This is a genomic window from Brassicibacter mesophilus (genome assembly GCF_050433385.1).
Classification (GTDB): domain Bacteria; phylum Bacillota; class Clostridia; order Tissierellales; family Proteiniboraceae; genus Brassicibacter; species Brassicibacter mesophilus.
Map to the genome: position 1 here is coordinate 34371 of NZ_JBNPXI010000024.1, position 18180 is coordinate 52550.

Below are 18180 nucleotides of genomic sequence, written 5' to 3' on the forward strand. Positions count from 1 at the left end.
TTATTTAATAGGAGCTATGATATCTTCTAACTCTGATAGTGGTATTTCAAAAGTTGGAATACCTGCTGCATAGCTTGCAATCTCATAAAGTCCAAAATATATTCCCAGCTTATCATCAGTTAAATAGAATGATTGTTCATCGCTGATGCCAGTAAAGCCTTGATAACGCGAGAAAAAGTCTTCTTCACTTTTGCCTGTTTTGACAAGTATTTCTTTCTCTTCTTTGTTTATAGCTTCAATCTGTTCATTTATTTTAGCATCAATCACATCTTTATACTTTGCATCTTTTTTAAATATATCTTTAAACTCGATTAGTTCTCCTGTCTTCAAATCTATATTATAAGCAATATCATCATGTGAGCCATGGGCTCCTCCTGTATACTGATAGTAAACTACATATAGACTTAAAATATCACCTTGATTTCGCTTTTCTTCAAAGCTTACATTAGCAAAATATTTTGGAGAATTATATCCAATTTTTTGCGCTTCTTCATTTGAAATTTTCGCATAGCCGCTCATTTTATCTTTAAATTCTAAAGCTTCCTTTTCAAATCTCTTATTAATTATATCCTGAATTTTTCCATCTTGTAACCCGGAAATAACAGGTATTTCAATATTAGCTTCAAAATATTCATTAGACTCTTTTATTTTCTTTGTATTTATATCAACTGAATCAGGCTGTAATACTGGTTTCGTATTAACCCCTTCTTTAAATACTTCAAATGGTATTTCATACTCATCCTTGCCTTTAATTTCTTCATTAAATGCAAATTCACGTAAGAAAACAACTATATTTTTATCCCTTAAATAGAACTGCTCCTCATTGACTTCAGACGTTCTAATATCATTTTTTTCTGTATACTTTTCTTGGATATATTTTTTAATAACCTGCTTATAATCCTCTTCCCCATTTATTACCTTATCTAAAGTAACTTTTTTCCCAGTATTTAAATCAAAGTTATATGCAGTTTTAGTGCTAAAATTATAATCCTTTTGATCCTGCGTTTTCTTTGAAATCAGTATACTTATAAGATTATCACTTTTGTATGTAACTTCATAGTCAGCATCTATAGAGAGCTTTGTAAAGCTTTCATCTTCTTTGTAATTCATACTTGAGCTCTTTTGCTCTTCTACAAATGATACAACATCATTTTTTAAGATAGTGTTTATTTTATCTTGTATTTTTATATTAGAAATATTTGAAACTACAGGAATCTTCGCTTTACCTTCTATATAATTTTCTGATATATGTAATACTTCTTCATTAACTCGTATATCTTTTTTTACTTCTTGAAAAACTTCAGCCCTTGCTGATGAATGACATGCTGTTACTGTTACAGCCATTGAACCTATTAACGCTAATCCTATTACTTGACGACATATTTTCTTTTTCATTTATATTCCTCCTCGTATTGTAAGTGTCTTATAATATTAATCTTACCCCGTTATTACAGTTAATGCGTTACAAAAGAGTTACGGTTTGGAAAATATTGATTTAAATAATTACGCATCATTAGTAAGAACAAAAAATAAGAGACAAAATATTTTGTCTCTTATTTCTTTCATTTATATTATCAATCATTTATTATTAATTATCATTATATACTTTCATATCTATTTCACTCATCATCTTACTTGAAACTAAACCAGCTACCATCGAACCACTTACATTCAGTGCCGTTCTACCCATATCTATAAGTGGTTCTATTGCTATTAATAATCCTACAAGCCCAACTGGTAATCCCATAGCCGAAAGAACAGTTAAGGCAGCAAATGTTGCGCCCCCACCTACTCCTGCTATACCAAAGGACCCTAGTGCTGTAACTATTATAAGTTTTATTAAAAATGCTGGTGCAAGAGGGTTTAGTCCTAAAGTTGGAGCAATCATTACCGCAAGCATTGCTGGGTAAATACCTGCACATCCATTTTGACCTATACTTGTTCCCAATGAAGCTGATAAATTTGCATGCCCCTCAGAAACTCCCATTTTATCTATTTGAGTTTCAACGTTAAGAGGTATAGCTCCTGCACTGGTCCTAGATGTAAATGCAAAAGTTAATACTGGTGCCGCCTTTCTTAGATAAGCTATTGGATTCAATCTAAATATGGCTAGAATTATAAGATGGACTACAAACATAATTATTATAGCTACATATGAAGCTACGACAAATTTGAGTAATCTTACTATTTCATTAAAATTACTTGTAGATACCATCCTAGTCATAAGCGCTAAAACTCCAAATGGTGTTAATCTTAATATTATCGTAACTAAACGCATTACTACATCGTGCAAAGAAGTTATAAGGTTTGTAAAAAACTCAGCTGATTCTGGTTTCTTTTTTCTTATACCTATTGTAGCTATTCCTATAAAAGCCGCGAAAACTACTACAGATAATGTAGCTGAGCCTCCTTGGCCAGTCATTGAATAGAAAGGATTTATTGGTATTATTTCTATTATCTGTTCTCGTATCGGTTTGGCTTGAAACTCAGTTAGTCTTTCTTCTATTTTTTCACTTGCTTTAAGCTCATTTTCTCCTAATTGAAGGCCATCTGCACTTAAGTCAAATATGCTTGCTGTACCAGCTCCTATAAAAGCTGACATTGCCGCTGTGATTACTAGAATAGCTATAATAGTACCAGCCATTTTACCAAGATTCTTGGATTTTTGGCTTATTATCGCACTAGTAATTGAAACAAATATTAGTGGAATTACTATCATTTTCAATAACCTTACATATCCTGTTCCTATGATTGCAAACCAACTATTTGATTGTTGTACTATTTGAGATGTAGTTCCATATATGATTTGAAGTACTGCTCCATACAATATCCCAAGGCCTAATGCAAGTAGCACTCTTGCTGTAAAGGAATAATGTTTTTTCTGCATTAAAAATAATATATAAACTATTCCCAGCATTACAGCAACATTTATAATAACTGCTAATGTCGTACTCATATTAACCCTCCATTCAATTTTTATTTGTTATATACCCTATTTAAAATATGTCAAATTTATACTTCATTTTTAATTCATACTATTCCCATAGGTTTTCTAGTATTTTATAAAAGTATGATATATGAATCGTTTTATTATGTCAATAGGATATAATTACCACATATACACTTTCCATGTACTCCTTACTTTTAATAAGCTACTATTTATGGCAAGTATTAAAATATAAAATAAAAATAACAAACCCGTATTCACATGGAAAATACGGGTTTGTTATTTCTATTTTATATGAATTTATTTTTCTTCTTGAGTAATATCGACAACAGAAGGATCCTCAAAAAAAGAAATTACATTATATAAAATCAATACATTATCTATGTCATTATTTTCTATTAGCTGATTTAAGCTGTCATCATAATACCTAAGATCTACTATATAAATTTCACTGAAGTGTGCAACTAAAAAAGGTATCATGCTATTAGCATAAGAATCTTTGACAAGTAATAGCTTTTTATCACCATCAATATTTGTGCTTATCTTTATTAGCGAGTGATTACCTCCAAAAAATACAGTGTACTTATCTTTCTTATTTAAGCTTTCCATATCATAAATGGATTCAGATACCCTATTTTCGTCATAATATTCTAGCACATAATTTTCATCTGATTTAGGTATATATAACTCTATACTATCAGGCTGTATATTTCTAAAGCCACTTTTTGAGTACAATGAACCATAGAAACTGTCTGTAATTTCATTTATATCAAAATAGCTTTTTTCATGCGGAGTATACTGCATGTCTTTGCTAAGTTTTTGATAAGCATAATATGCTCCTTTAGTAGTCCAATGATGATCGGTCTTATAGAATATATACTCATCTTTTTTTGAGTATAAAGTATCATATATGTCTACAAACTTTATATTATCATTTAAAGATTTCTTTACTCTATCTATATAAATAAGTTCATCATCAGTAGGTGCATTGTTAGGGAGCTTGTCCTCTAAAACTTTTATGGAATTAGGCACTAGCATTAAATACTTATTTACATTGGAGGTCGTATTAGCAAATGAGTTAATTGCAGCTATTTTCTTGTCAAAACCTTCGTCATCAGGCTTACTAAATTTTTGGATTAAGTAACCATCGTCGCCTAAGTATACATCGTTATTTTCTCTCTTGCCTAAAATCCTTTCACAGCTTGATTTTACTCCTATCCAAAAATCTCTAAATGCAAACTGGTCAGCTATATACTTTTCATAATTTGTAGTAAATTTTCCTTGCAAAAGTGCTTCTATTGAAAAATCCGGTTTCTGTTCAAGCCTTCTATTCTCTGATTCTGAGAAAACTACATCAGGAGTTATTGTATTGAAAAATACTATTACTCCTATATATAAAAATAGTAGTACTCCTAATATATATTTATATATTTTATTCTTTCTATTCAAAATATCACCTCTTTCTGCTTCGAAAAAGTATTTCTACTACCCGTTAGAACCTAAAGTATAGAAAAGGATTATATGTCTCATTTACTAAATACGCTGTGCAAAAAAATATTAATAACATATAGACTAATGGAACAACTACAGTTCCCCCACCTTTTAGTCTGCTTTGCATATTTGAAAATAGATTCTTAGGATAAGGAGTCGAGCATGCTATTAAAATCATAAACATTGCTGCATTAGTATATAAATAATACAGTGCGGTGCTGTCAACAAGCATATGTTCACCAAATCCAAACATAGTTCCAATAAACTTTATTGCCAATGCCATGTTTTCAAATTCAAAGAAAACCCATCCTACTATTACAACAACAAGAGTGTATACATGTCCAATAAAACGTGGCTTTTCTTTAAGCCATCTTTCAAGAAACATTTTTTCTATCATTATAAAAATTCCGAAATATAATCCCCATAGAATAAAGTTCCAGTTAGCACCATGCCATAGCCCTGTCAGGAACCAAACAGCAAATAGATTTCTATACTGCTTTAACGCTCCTACTCTATTGCCTCCAAGAGGTATATATACATACTCTCTAAACCAATAACCTAATGAAATATGCCATCTACGCCAAAATTCAGATACACTTTTTGAAATGTATGGATAGTTAAAGTTTTGCATAAGATTAAACCCAAACATTTTTCCAATACCTATAGCCATATCCGAATATCCACTAAAGTCAAAATATATTTGGAATGTAAATGCAATTATTCCAAGCCAAGCTGAAAATATTGAAAGCTCTTCTATAGGGGTTGCTTTTATTGTGTGCCAAAGAATACCTATGTTATTTGCTAAAAGTACTTTTTTCGCCAATCCTATTATAAATAACTCTACTCCTTCACCAAACATGAAAAAGCTTTCTTTTCTTGAATTTAGTTCTCTAGATATGTCGCTATATCTTACTATAGGACCTGCAACAAGCTGCGGAAACATCGCTACATATGTTCCAAACGAAACTATGTTCTTTTGAACTGGTACCTTATCCAAATACACATCTACCACATACGATAATGTCTGAAATGTATAGAATGATATTCCCAATGGAAGAGGTAAGTCTAATAACGCTAAATCTTGATTAAATACATGATTTATATTACTCACTATAAAGCTATAGTATTTAAAAAAACATAGTATCCCTAAATTAACAACAACAGAATTGATTAGAACTGCACGAGCTATTTTTTTCCGTTGTCTATATTTATCTATTAACATTCCATTTGTGTAATCAAAAACAGTTGAAAACACCATAATAAGTATATATACAGGTTCTCCCCATGCATAAAATACCAAGCTTGCTGCAAGAAAAACAAGGTTTCTTAGAAACCTTGGTGATATATAATAAATAAAAATGGTCACTGGTAAAAACATTACTATAAATATAAGACTGCTAAAAACCAAGGCTCCTTCACTCCTAAACTATCTATTTTACTTCATAATTACTTGAAACATTCGTCAAATATATCCTCTATTTTCTCTGCGTCTTCTGATATAGTAAATAAAATATATTTTCCTTTTGTTTTCAAAACATGTTTTTCTATCACATAATATTCATCTGGAAGGTAATCTTTAAAGCTTGCAGATTGCTCTTCTAATCTTTTTGATATCTTATTCTTAACATCAGCAATTTTTTCATCTTTGTTAACTTTTATTATTGCTATTTCATCAGCTTCAATATTTGATTGGGCAGTGTAAAGTATAAAATCTTCAATTTCATTATCATCTACATCGTATAGCCTCTTTAGCTTATCTTTATCTCCTTTATTTAGATTTGATACATCTACAGATTGTTTTATTTTTTCATCAATTTCCTTAACAGCTAGGTTTTTAGTTGATAGTTTATCAGATGAGCATCCTACTAAAACACCTATAGTTAAAAACGCCAAAACGAGAGTTATAAAAAGGTTTTTATAATTTTTCTTTAAATAATTAATCATATTGTTTTCATCCCTTCACATAAATTTGTATCTATTTAGTATTGTTTATTAAATAATTAAGCCACAGCTTATAGAAGCTACTTTTTAAATGTATTCCATCTTTTGCATATAAGCTGTTATAATCATCTGTTACTGAAGCTATATTAACGTATTTAGCATCTTCGGTTTCTGCCATACTTTTTAAGGCTGTATTAAATTCATTTATTCGTTCATTTGTAAGCAAAGGCTTTTTGATTGCTACCTTTGAAGAAACTGGAAGTATAGATTGAATATAGATATTAGTGTCTGGAAGCTTTTCTTTAATTGCCCGAACAAATTGAGCATAGTTACTTGCAAATTTTTCACTACTTATTCCTGTAAGAACATCATTTACCCCTAGCAGTATATAGATGTTTTCTGGTTCTGACTTTATTATTTCATTCAGTTTCTTTTTTTGATCTAAGACAGTCACTCCTAATCCTGCAAAAATATTAGATTCATCAAGTAGCTCATATGCAGATAGTCCCTCCGTAATAGAATCTCCTATAAAAACATCCTTTCCGAATACATCTTTGTAATCACTGTTAGTTTCACTAACTGGAGTCTTTGTGTCTTCACCAACATTAGAAATACCTTCAGAATTTAAATCATCTTCTGTGGTTTCTTTATCATGACTTTCAGACTCAGAAACTGTATTATCAATTTGAGCATCATTCACTTTTCCATCAGCACGTGCATCTACTATTTTTTCATATATTTCATCTACCTGAGACTCATCTCTATCTTCATCATAGACTAGTTCATCTTCATATTCATTCTTTGCTTCATCATCCTGCTTTGACCCTGCGTATGCTGCCGATCCTTTATCCAGGGTGCTGCTATCAATAAAATGATTAGCCACGGTAAATGTAATTATTATGATTATTGATAACGAAATAGCTAGTCTTTTAAAGTTAACCCTCGCTCTTCTTCTTTTTCTTCTTTTTCTTCTTCGTACCCTTCTCACCATTGCAATAACCCTCCAAACGTATTTATTTTAATGCTATATGTCAAAATATTGTAATTTATAAGTAAATTGAAATATTGTACAACTCATATTATAGTATTAGTTCTTACTGAAATGGTTAAAAAAAGGTATCAATTTGGCTAAATTCTAATGTATTTGAATGTATATGATGGGAACCGTACCAGTTTTACGCAACATCAGGATATATTTTGTAAGTATTTTGTGCTTTAATATTTTCTAGGAATAATTGGGTATATTATATTAAAAACAAATTTATCATTTGAAAGGAGGATATGTTTGGATAATAGAGAGTTTAACAAACCTAGTAAAGCAGATTTGAAAAGAAAATTGACGGCCGAGCAATATAGAATAACTCAAGAAAACGGTACTGAAAGACCTTTTAGTAGCAAATACTATAAACATGATAAACCAGGAATATATGTTGATGTTGTATCTGGCGAACCACTATTTAGTTCTCTTGATAAATTTGACTCAGGATGTGGGTGGCCTAGCTTCGATAAGCCAATTGATCATGAAAATATCGTAGAAAAAATAGATTTAACCCATGGAATGGAACGCACAGAAGTAAGAAGTAAGGATGGAGGCTCTCACCTTGGACATGTATTCAATGATGGTTCTAAGGAAACAACTGGATTAAGATACTGTATCAATGGAGCTGCTCTAAGATTTATACCTATGGAAAACCTTGAAAAAGAAGGATATAGCGAATATATAAAGCTTTTTAAATAAGATAAGAATCCCTCTTAATCTGTTAACGATTTAAGAGGGATTCTTATTTTACTTTCTGTATATATTATATCATATAATTACATAAAATAACAGTCTGGTATTTTATTGGTATCAATGATATTATATTCAATGCCAATCTTGAAAGGAGTGATGTTTCAATGAACTTTAGCAAGGATGAAATAACATATGAAGAGAAAAAGCTTCATAAAACACTTACTCAAATAGATTTTGACTTAAAAGAGCAAAAAAAATATTATGAGATTTTTAAAAAAGAAGCACTCTCAATCCAAAAAGAAATGTTCGAAGAAATAACTTCTACTCCAGTTGAATTATGGGAAGTAAACGATGCTGCACAGTTATGGTACTATCAAAATGAAATTGAAAGAGAAGGACGTAAAATTATATTGTCTGAATCCATGGTGAGAAAACTTGAAAAAATGCAATTTTCACCTTACTTTGGCAGAATAGATTTTAAAGAGAATGGAGAAGACAAAGCTGAAAGCTTCTACATCGGAATAGGAAGTATCCTAGAAAGTGATACACATGATTATATGGTAATTGACTGGCGGGCTCCTGTATCAAGTATGTTTTATGATTATGAAGTTGGAAAAGCTGAGTATAAGTCTCCTAATTCAACTATAGAAGGGAACTTGACTTTAAAGAGACAATATAAGATTGAAAATGGTAAAATGCTGTATATGCTTAATAGCAGTTTAAAGATAGATGACGAAATCCTTCAAGAGATATTAAGTAAAAATGTTGATAATAAAATGAAATCTATAGTGACTAGTATACAGCTTGAACAAAATAGAGTTATTCGTGATGAAAAAAATCATGTCATGGTAGTTCAAGGACCTGCTGGTAGTGGTAAAACCTCTATTGCTCTGCATAGAATAGCCTATTTATTATATAGATATCAGAAGTCTATGAACCCAAAAAATATAGTAATTTTTTCTCCAAATTCTGTCTTCAATGATTACATCTCTACTGTTCTTCCTGAATTAGGTGAGGAAAATATGTTCCAAACAACTTTCGTAGACTATGCTGAAAAATTTCTTGAACTAACAGCTGAGCTTGAAGATATGGGTGACCAAATGAACTTTCTTTTATCCAATCAAAATAGCGAAAAATATATTCAAAGAATTAAAAATATAGAATTCAAGGTTTCAGAAGCTTTTATTGATATACTTAACAACTATATACGTTATGTAGAAACGGAAAGTATTGTATTTGAAGATATTTACTATAAGGATAATCTACTTGCAAGCAAGGAAGAACTCTATAATCTACTAGTAAATGAGTATAGTTTTAGACCATTTTCTAAACGTTTAGAAATGGTTAGAAATAGAGTGTTATTCTTATTAAAACCATTTGAGGATAAAAGATTCCAAGAAGTCTATAATTATATAAAAAAAAGAGACACATTTAATACAGATGAAGTAATTCGGGCAAAAGTTTACAGTATAATTAGAGATGAATTTAATCCTATAAAAGACAGTATCAGAGAAAAAACCACCTTCAATTTAGTTGATATATATCTTAACCTCTTTAATAATGAAGAGTTATTTAGAAAATCAAACAAAGGTATATTGCCTGATTTCTTTAATCAAATAAGAAAAGAAACTAATAAGCTAACTGAAACTAATAAAATAAACTATGAAGATGGCATTGCCTTAGTCTATCTTAAATTGATACTAGATGGTTCTCCCTCCAATTCAGCTATTAGACATGTAGTAGTTGATGAGTGCCAAGATTATACTATTTTGCAATATATGAGCTTTAAATTGCTTTTTGCTGACAGTAGCTTTACTTTATTAGGAGATTTAAACCAATCTATAAGCCCTTATATGAATATTGGAAAATATACCAGAATTACTAAGCTATTCGAAGGAAAAATCACTTCAATTCTTACGTTAAATAAAAGCTATAGGTCTACAAGTGAAATTTCTCAATTTACTAGAGCATTACTTGGAGAAAAACATGAATGGGAATACCTTGAGCGCAGTGGTGTAAAGCCTACATTGGTCAAAGTTTCAAATGCCGATATACTGAATAAGGTTTTGGATGTTGCCAACCATCTGAAGAAAGAAGGATTTGCTTCTATAGCAATAATATGCAAAACGCTTAATGAGAGTATTGATGTGCACAAGGCTTTGAAAAAATATATTAATGTACACCTCATTAAAAATGATGACATAAAATATCCAAAAGGAACTGTAGTAGTGCCATCTTATTTGGCTAAGGGTCTTGAGTTTGATGCGGTAATAGTATATACCTGTAATGAAGAAACTTATGGATCTGAAAATGAAAAGCAGCTATTATATACTATTTGCACAAGAGCTTTGCATAGACTGTATGTATTTTATTCAGATAACTTATCTCCGTTTATAAAGCGTTTAGATAAATCACTATATATAAAGCTAGATTAATTATGTTTGTTTAAAAACAGAGTATCTATCAGTTTTTTGATAGATACTCTTGTACTACTTATATTTTTAAAATATTGTTTATTTATTCGCCTACATATACCAAATCTCTTCTTTACTAGTGGAAATACCAATAGCACCTGCCTTAAGACTAGATATAACATCTTCTTTATCTTTTATTAATCCACCTGTTATTATTGGTATATTAGTTTCTTTACTTATATGCTCTGTAACCTTCGGCATAATTCCCGGTAAAAGTTCCACTGCATTAGCTTTAGTTGAATGTAAAGACTTAATCCCTGTGTCTACTGATAAATAGTCTAGTAGAAATAATCTTTGAATAGCAAACATATCTAGTTTTTTTGCTATGTTTATTAAATTTGATCTAGTAGATATTATTCCATTGGGCTTTATGTACTGAGAGATATATTCAACTACTATTCCATCTCTTGAAAAACCTTCTATAAGATCTATATGAACGTATATCTCCATATTTGAAGCCTTTACTTTATCTACTATACTTTTCAAATTAATAATATTTCCTGTGAGCAGAAAGATTATCTCACTAGGAGATCTAATTGCTGTATCTAGCTTATCTAGGTCATTTACTGCTGCAATAATTGGATTGTTGCTTATTCTCTCAAAAAAATTATTGTTCAGGTTACTCACCCCCGTTACTTTAATAGTAACATTTTTCTAAATAAAGCCGTACAAAGCTAGACCTATGCTTTCATAGGTTAACTTGTACGGCTCTCAACATCTCATGCCTAAAACATTTCTTATCCTATCATCATATTATATTCTATAAAGTATATTGATAAATATACCTTATTTAAATAAAGAGCTTCTTTATATCTTCTCTGCCACAATAAAAAATCTATGACATGTGAAATCAATGTACCCATTTTGATCTATCAAATTATGAATTCTAACTAACTTATCAAAGTACTTTTCAACTGTAAAATCAGGTACCTGCCATGGTATTGCTTTTAAGTAATACACTATAGCACCAATATCATAAAATCTTGTTTTTACAATATCTTCTTTTTGCTCTAATATGTTAAATTTAGAATCCCTTAATTGATTAACTGCATATTCTAAATTCCAATTAAAATATTCACTTACTGAAACTTCCAAAATCTCATTGATTTCTTTATCATTCAATCCCCCAACTTGTTGGGTTATAAAAATACCGTTATTCTTTAGTACCCGTCTTACCTCTTTAGCTGAATAAGACTCATGTCTATTTATTACAAGTTCAAAATCTTCATCTTTAAGCGGCAGCTCATTATCATTTTTCACTTCATAAACCCTTATTCCTAGAGGCTCTAGTCTATTTCTTGCTACAATGACATTAGGTTCGTATCCTTCTGTAGTACATGTATTTTTTGGAAGTGGAGCTAATGTAGACAAAAACTCACCACCACCCGTGCCCATGTCGAGCATCGAAGACACATCTCTCACTTTCATCCTTATCTTGTTTCTATAGCTCCAACTTAATGGAAACTCACACATTCTACCTGCTTCCTCTATATGAGAGAAATCCCATCCTTCAAACTTTGCATTTGTTTCTTCCATTAAGAGATTAAATAATTTTTTATTTCTTAATACATTTTGGTTCATAAAGCTTCCTCCCTTAAAAATAAGATAAATCTTTTGGAACAATTCATTGTAGGAGGACCTCTTATAGGTTGTTACAATCCATATAAAACATAATAAATGTACATACATTTACCTCGATTCTATACCTTTTTTAATGAGAATTAACTTCTTTTTGCTATCATCTCTATTTCGATCATTGCCCCTAGGGGCAATGATGCAACTCCAATTGTGGTTCTAGAAGGATATGGAGTTGAAAACTGCTTTTGATATATTTCATTCATAGCTTTAAAATCATCCATGTTAGTTAGAAATACATTTACTTTCATTACATCATCTGGTGTTAGTCCAGCAGCTTCAAGCACGTTGAATAGATTCCTAAAGCACTGCTCAGTCTGAGCAGCTATGCCTCCTTCTATAAGCTTTCCTGTACTTGAGTCGATAGGAGTCTGCCCCGAAAGATAAATAGTATCTCCTGATTCAACAGCATGTGAATACGGGCCAACAGATACAGCACCTTTTGCATTAAACGCTTTTCTTGCCATAATAAAATCAACCCCCAATATTTTTCTTTATGCTAAATTATACCATAATATCTGATACATGCTAAGAACTAAATATATATTTGTCAAAAATAAAAAACTGCTTAAATGTAATCAATTACATCTAAGCAGTTCTTATAACACTTATTTACTTTGACTATATGCTTTTAAATACTCTTTAGCCTTATCATCACTAGTAGGTTTTTCAACCTTTTCATATCCTTCTAGATTTTTGATAAGAGGAGTTACAGTTGAAGTTATCTCTACTGCACGACCTGACTGTACTATTGTAATATATGCCTTTGGATCTATAGCATTTAAAATAGTTTTACGTAAATTCATATCTAATACTGGCCTTTGATACTTTTCATCTAGGTTGAATATAATGTATGATGCAGCATTAGACTCTATTTCAGTGATATCTAGTTTGCTTTCATTCTTTATCTTATCGTAGTGTAAAGATGGAACTCCATAAAGAACATGAATTTCACCACTAAATAGTGCTTGAACAGCTGCACTAGTATCTGGAATTATTTTAACATGAATTTCATCAACCTTTGGTTCATGTTCAGTACCAACCATGTATGCTGGGTTCTTTTTAAACTTCATTATTTGATCATCTTTATAATATAAGCAGTATGGACCACTAGTTCTAAGATGGTCATCTTTTATTGCCTCATTTTGATCTCCATATGTTCCACCATTACCATTTATCTTAGTAACCTGAGCCTCACTAGTAATACCTGCAGATTGATGAGCCAAGAAATTCAATACTTGTGGGAATGGTTCCACAGTTTCAACGCGTACTACTTGGTACTTTCCTTTTGAATTATCTACATCATTTTTTGATGCAACAAGTTCAGATATTGAACCACTTGGAACCTCACCATCAAATAATTCTTTTAATGTTTTTCCTGAAGCAGTCTTAGTATTTTCTAACTCAGCTAAATCTGTTACAATACTTATTTCTTTCATATTTCCATGTAGTGTGTATGTTCTATGCTCAGGAACTGAGTCCTTGTCTTTTGCACGATTTAGATGGAAAACAACATCTTCAGCTCCTACTAGTTCGCCAGAGTCAACAACATCTCCATTTTGTACCTTTGCAAAGCTTATATCATCTCTTAATACGAAATAGTACGCCTTATTTCCTTCAGCTATAGCATGCTCATAGCTTAAAGAACCATCAGAAGTTACAACATCATCATCAGTTAAGTTTACTAGTCTTACATACATATTTGTATTAAGTGTGTTTATGGAACCATCGTTACCTTTAATAGGGTCAAGCGATGTTAAGTTACCTGATGTCTGGGACAACAATACAGGAGCTGTTTTTCTCTTTGAAGTATCATTAAAATCGAATTTCTCCCAAACCATTGAACGTGATTTTGATAGTCTAACATTTTCACGTCCTGGCTTCAATATTTCTTTGTTATAAGCTTGTATTTTATTTGCTGAATATACTGGAACAATATAAGCATTATCCATCATATATTGCTCAAACTCTCCATAAGTCTTAACATATTCACTTGGAGTTTGAGTTGCAGCTTTTAATATAAGCTCTTCAACCTTAGGGTCAGCTAACCCTGAATTGTTATAATCTCCACCTGGAGTGAATAAAGAACGTACAGCGTAATCTGGGTTACCTGTAACTGTAGTCCAACCACTAAATGCCATATCATAGTCACCATTTCCAAGTTTCTCTGAATATGTAGCATAGTCTGGAGTTTGAACTAAATTAACCTTGATACCTAGTTTCTCTAACTGGTCTTTTACTATTGTTGCATCCTTATCTCCCCAGCCAGCCATAAAGAGAAAATCAAGTGTAAGATCTAAAGGTTTATCTTCATTTCCCTTAGCTACATCTTGTGAATCTGTTTGCTTAGTTCCACAGGCAGTAAGAACTAGCATTAATGCTAACAATAAAACTAAAATCTTTTTCATTTTCATATGAGCACCTCCATTAGTTAATTTATATTAGGTTATTAACCCTAAATACTTAAATATTTAGTAGCTTAGAGAGCCTTTTAAAATTTCATCAGATCTATGGCATGCTACAAAGTGATTATCCTTTATCTCTTTCAATTCTGGATTTTCACACTTGCACTGTTCACTTACAAATCTACAGCGAGCAGCAAATCTACATCCTGGACTCGGGTTTATAGGTGAAGTTATTTCACCCTCTAATATTATCCTATTTTTTCCCTTCCCTACAGTTGGAGTAGGTATAGCAGACAATAATGCCTGGGTATATGGATGAAAAGGAGTTTCAAATAAGTCTTTTTTTGGAGCCTTTTCAATCATCTTTCCTAGGTACATTACTCCAATTTCATCAGATATATGCTTTACAACTGATAAATCATGTGTAATAAACATATAAGTCAATCCTAGTTTTTGCTGCAAGTCCTGCATTAAGTTTAATATCTGTGCCTGTATAGACACGTCGAGAGCACTTACAGGCTCGTCACAAACTATAAACTTTGGATCGATCGAAAGAGCACGTGCAATAACTGCACGTTGTCTTCTTCCGCCGTCAAGCTCATGAGGATATGCGTTATAAAGACGTTCAGCAAGTCCAACCAAGTCCATAAGCTCTTTAACCTTCTTCATTCTGTCTTCTTTATTCTTATATACTTTATGAATAATAAGTGGACCTTCTATAATCTGAGCAATAGTTTTACGTGGATTTAATGAAGCATAGGGATCCTGAAATATTATCTGCATTTCTCTACGCATCATTCTCATTTCGTTTTTATCTAAGCTAGTAACATCTATTCCGTCATAATAAATCTTCCCATCAGTAGGCTCATGAAGTCTCAATATGGTTTTACCGCATGTAGATTTTCCGCAACCACTCTCTCCAACTATGCCTATGGTTTTCCCTTTCTCAATTTTAAAAGAGACATTATCAACAGCATGTAGATTGCCAAACGGCGTAGTAAAATATTTTTTCAGATTTTTAACTTCTAAAAGCACATTATCTTTCATACTATCGCCTCCTTTAACTATTTAATGGGTGGTGACACTTTACAGCGTGTACTTCACCAACCAAATCAGGTGTCTTTTCCTTACATATTTCAGTAGCACGTGGACACCTTGGATGAAAGGAGCACCCACTTGGTAAATTTGTTGGATCCGGCGTAAGCCCTTTAATTGGAGAAAGTCTTTCAACATCTTCTTCTAGTGTTGGAATAGAATTAAATAATCCTTGAGTATATGGATGCTTAGTTTCTGTATATAGATCTTCAATAGGACCATACTCTACTATCTCCCCAGCATACATAATAGCCACTTTTTCGCAGGTTTCAGCCACTACTCCTAAATCATGAGTTATTAATATGAGGGATGTACCATATTTCTCTCTAAGTCCGCCAATTAACTCAAGTACCTGTGCTTGAATTGTAACATCAAGAGCAGTCGTAGGTTCATCTGCAATTAAAAGGGTTGGATTACATGCTAGAGCCATAGCAATTATTACCCGCTGCTTCATCCCTCCAGAAAACTGATGAGGATAATCATCAAATCTAGATTCATCAATACCTACTACTCGAAGCATCTCCTTAGCCTTCATAATCGCTTCTGCTTTAGTCATATCTCCATGATTTCTAATAGTCTCGACGATCTGACTCCCTACTGTAAAAACAGGATTCAGTGCAGTCATAGGATCTTGGAAAATCATAGATATTTCATTTCCTCTTATCTTACGTTTTTTTGCTTCAGGCATACTATTAAGATCTTCACCTTTATAAATTATCTGTCCATCAACTATATCACCAGGAGGACTAGGTATTAGTTGTAATATTGACATTGCAGTTGTAGTTTTACCTGCACCAGTCTCACCCACTATTCCTAAACTCTCCCCTTTATTAACAATTAAGTTAAGCCCATTTACAGCCTTCACAACTTCATCTTCAGTTATATAATGAACATGTAGGTTTTTTATTTCTAATAATTTTTCCATACTCTTACTCCTATTTTAATTTTGGATCTAATGCATCACGTAACCCGTCACCAAAGAAGTTAAATGCCAATACAACAGAAACTATAGCTAAGCCTGGAAAAATAGCTAAGTAAGGATAAAATTCTAAGTATTCACTTCCAGCCTTTAAAACATTGCCCCACTCAGGCGTCGGAGGCTGTACTCCTAACCCTAGAAAGCTTAAGGCAGAAGTAGAAAGAACTGCTGACCCTATACCAAGAGTTGCACGAACAATAACTGGTGATAATGAGTTAGGAATAATATCCTCAAATATAATTCTTTTATTGCTAGCACCACATGCTCTTGCTGCTTCAATAAATTCTGCGTCAGCAAGCTGCATCACCTGTGCTCTAACAGTTCTTGCATAGCCTGGAATACCTCCAATACTTAGAGCCATGATTAAATTAAAGGTATTCGCACCAAATGCGGCAACGATCGCAATAGCTAGTAATATTCCTGGTATTGCATAAAGCACATCCAAAAGACGCATAATTATATTGTCTGTATTTCTTCCATAATACCCTGCAATTGCCCCAAGAAAACCACCAATTATAATAGGTATCATGGTTGATACGAATCCTACTGCAAGAGATATTCTAGCTCCAAAGATAATCCTGATAAAAACATCTCTCCCAAACTCATCCGTTCCAAATGGATATGTCAAGCTAGGCTTTTGAAATAAGTTTGAATAATCATTTTCAACTGCTAAACTATAGTCAAATATGAAAAAGCTATAAATAGAAATAGCAATTAAAAATACTACATATAAAAGACCCGCTACAGCTGTTGGATTTCTAAATAGCCTTCTTAATATATCGATCCACATAATATTTCTACTTGAACCAATATTCCTCACTTTAGCAATGATTACAAGACCTGCGAATAACGATAATATATTACCACTCAATGATAAAACAATTAAGAGATAGCCTACATACTTAAGTTTAGGATTTAAAGTTTTTATGCTAGAATATTTTCCTACTAAAGCAACACAAATCCACTGTATAAGAGATATAACTGCTAATAGAATAACTCCCATATACTGAATGCTTGATGGTTCTTCTTTAAATAAATTTAGTGTTGCAATTAAAAGTAGAAAAGTTGTAACTAACACAGTTGAATAAGATAGCTTATACTCTAATGTTTTTTCTTCCTTTATTAAGTTAAGAAAAGTAATTAGAGTAAAAACATTTCCAAAAATCATAAAAATCAGTAATAACAGACTTGACCTTCTAGTTTTACCGCTTATATGTCCTAACTCTAGTAAGTCTTTCTCTATTCTCCTTTTTAAGAAATGACAGCTAGCTGCTGCTAAAAGGTAGCACATAGAGAACACTAAAAGTACATTTTGCACAATACTACTTACATCTCCCTTTGCCCTGTTAAATAGATACAATCCCATTAAACACAAAGCAACAATTAAAGAGAATGTTATTGTAAATCGAGTTATACTGCGCTCACCACATTTTTTAAATAACTTTGTTTTCTGTCTATTAATATTTTTTATATTCTCCATA

The 18180-nt window shown here is 31.8% G+C and carries 15 protein-coding genes; 2 read left to right on the forward strand and 13 right to left on the reverse strand.

The features are described 5' to 3' along the window. The 6 genes from HNR33_RS19005 to HNR33_RS19030 all read right to left on the reverse strand — a co-directional run bounded on the left by HNR33_RS19005 (position 1) and on the right by HNR33_RS19030 (position 7370). Complete coding sequence (locus HNR33_RS19005; protein WP_429086579.1) at positions 1–1395, reverse strand: DUF3298 and DUF4163 domain-containing protein; 1395 nt, start codon at positions 1393–1395, stop codon at positions 1–3. A gap of 193 nt (positions 1396–1588) precedes the next feature. Then, the gene (locus HNR33_RS19010) at positions 1589–2956 is read right to left on the reverse strand and encodes an L-cystine transporter (protein ID WP_429086582.1); all 1368 of its coding nucleotides are present in this window, start codon (positions 2954–2956) and stop codon (positions 1589–1591) included. Between the two features lie 291 nt (positions 2957–3247). Further along, positions 3248–4396, reverse strand: coding sequence for a DHHW family protein (locus tag HNR33_RS19015; protein WP_429086585.1), 1149 nt, complete (start codon positions 4394–4396; stop codon positions 3248–3250). 43 nt (positions 4397–4439) lie between these two features. Then, entirely contained in the window at positions 4440–5846 is a 1407-nt protein-coding gene (locus tag HNR33_RS19020) for an MBOAT family O-acyltransferase (protein ID WP_429086588.1), read from the reverse strand. Between the two features lie 38 nt (positions 5847–5884). Then, a complete protein-coding gene (locus tag HNR33_RS19025; RefSeq protein WP_429086591.1) occupies positions 5885–6382 on the reverse strand; it encodes a DUF4358 domain-containing protein in 498 nt (165 codons plus the stop codon). A gap of 31 nt (positions 6383–6413) precedes the next feature. After that, positions 6414–7370, reverse strand: a complete 957-nt coding sequence (locus HNR33_RS19030; RefSeq protein WP_429086594.1) for a GDSL-type esterase/lipase family protein — start codon at positions 7368–7370, stop codon at positions 6414–6416. Between the two features lie 294 nt (positions 7371–7664). Here HNR33_RS19030 and msrB point away from each other — a divergent pair, with 294 nt between their 5' ends. Both msrB and helD read left to right on the forward strand, forming a co-directional pair. Further along, positions 7665–8117 carry a peptide-methionine (R)-S-oxide reductase MsrB gene (msrB, locus tag HNR33_RS19035; RefSeq protein WP_429086597.1) on the forward strand — a complete coding sequence of 151 codons (453 nt, stop codon included), beginning with the start codon at positions 7665–7667 and terminating at the stop codon, positions 8115–8117. Positions 8118–8275: 158 nt separating this feature from the next. Further along, positions 8276–10546 carry an RNA polymerase recycling motor HelD gene (gene helD / locus HNR33_RS19040; RefSeq protein ID WP_429086600.1) on the forward strand — a complete coding sequence of 757 codons (2271 nt, stop codon included), beginning with the start codon at positions 8276–8278 and terminating at the stop codon, positions 10544–10546. A 90-nt stretch (positions 10547–10636) separates the two neighbouring features. On the opposite strand, the gene HNR33_RS19045 is transcribed toward helD, so the two are convergent. The 7 genes from HNR33_RS19045 to HNR33_RS19075 form a co-directional block, all read right to left on the reverse strand. After that, positions 10637–11212, reverse strand: a complete 576-nt coding sequence (locus tag HNR33_RS19045; protein WP_429086602.1) for a glycerol-3-phosphate responsive antiterminator — start codon at positions 11210–11212, stop codon at positions 10637–10639. Positions 11213–11392: 180 nt separating this feature from the next. Next, the gene (locus HNR33_RS19050) at positions 11393–12166 is read right to left on the reverse strand and encodes a class I SAM-dependent methyltransferase (protein ID WP_429086605.1); all 774 of its coding nucleotides are present in this window, start codon (positions 12164–12166) and stop codon (positions 11393–11395) included. A gap of 140 nt (positions 12167–12306) precedes the next feature. Beyond that, positions 12307–12687, reverse strand: a complete 381-nt coding sequence (locus tag HNR33_RS19055; RefSeq protein WP_429086607.1) for a RidA family protein — start codon at positions 12685–12687, stop codon at positions 12307–12309. 141 nt (positions 12688–12828) lie between these two features. Beyond that, on the reverse strand, positions 12829–14634 hold the full coding sequence (locus tag HNR33_RS19060) for an ABC transporter substrate-binding protein (protein ID WP_429086610.1): 1806 nt from the start codon (positions 14632–14634) through the stop codon (positions 12829–12831). A 57-nt stretch (positions 14635–14691) separates the two neighbouring features. Then, the gene (locus HNR33_RS19065) at positions 14692–15672 is read right to left on the reverse strand and encodes an ABC transporter ATP-binding protein (protein WP_429086613.1); all 981 of its coding nucleotides are present in this window, start codon (positions 15670–15672) and stop codon (positions 14692–14694) included. A 13-nt stretch (positions 15673–15685) separates the two neighbouring features. After that, positions 15686–16645: an ABC transporter ATP-binding protein gene (locus HNR33_RS19070; RefSeq protein ID WP_429086616.1), complete on the reverse strand. Its 960-nt coding sequence runs from the start codon at positions 16643–16645 to the stop codon at positions 15686–15688. A gap of 10 nt (positions 16646–16655) precedes the next feature. Then, positions 16656–18179, reverse strand: coding sequence for an ABC transporter permease (locus HNR33_RS19075; RefSeq protein ID WP_429086618.1), 1524 nt, complete (start codon positions 18177–18179; stop codon positions 16656–16658). Between the last annotated feature and the right edge of the window lies 1 nt (position 18180).